This window comes from Aeromonas sp. MR19 (assembly GCF_963899305.1).
Lineage (GTDB): Bacteria > Pseudomonadota > Gammaproteobacteria > Enterobacterales > Aeromonadaceae > Aeromonas > Aeromonas bestiarum.
Genome location: NZ_CAWQWZ010000029.1, coordinates 1 through 403 on the forward strand (window position 1 = coordinate 1; position 403 = coordinate 403).

Genomic DNA, 403 nt, shown 5'->3' on the forward strand with positions numbered 1-403 from the left:
GTGAAGCCGGCGCCGAAAGAAAAGCGAAAACAATCGCTTGACTTTCGAAGTGAGGAGCGTAATATGCGCCTCCTCAACGCGGCAAGCGTGACGCTCTTTAACAATTTGAATCAAGCAATCTGTGTGGGCACTCACAGCATCGAACATCAAACAATTTTTTTGATTTTCAATGTCTGGTGAAGTGACCAAAACGACTTGTTAGCAATAACAAGCCGAACAGTTTATTTCAGCAATTCATTGAGCCGCTGAAGGTTGTTACTTCGGTAACAGCGCGAAGCAAACCAAACTTAAATTGAAGAGTTTGATCATGGCTCAGATTGAACGCTGGCGGCAGGCCTAACACATGCAAGTCGAGCGGCAGCGGGAAAGTAGCTTGCTACTTTTGCCGGCGAGCGGCGGACGG

The 403-nt window shown here is 47.6% G+C and carries 1 protein-coding gene and 1 rRNA gene; both read left to right on the forward strand.

The genetic code is table 11. The features are described from left to right. A partial coding sequence (locus tag AACQ95_RS14400; RefSeq protein WP_241281098.1) for a hypothetical protein occupies nt 1-180 on the forward strand: 180 nt, incomplete at its 5' end. A gap of 109 nt (nt 181-289) precedes the next feature. Beyond that, nucleotides 290-403, forward strand: a 16S ribosomal RNA gene (locus AACQ95_RS14405); the annotation flags it as partial.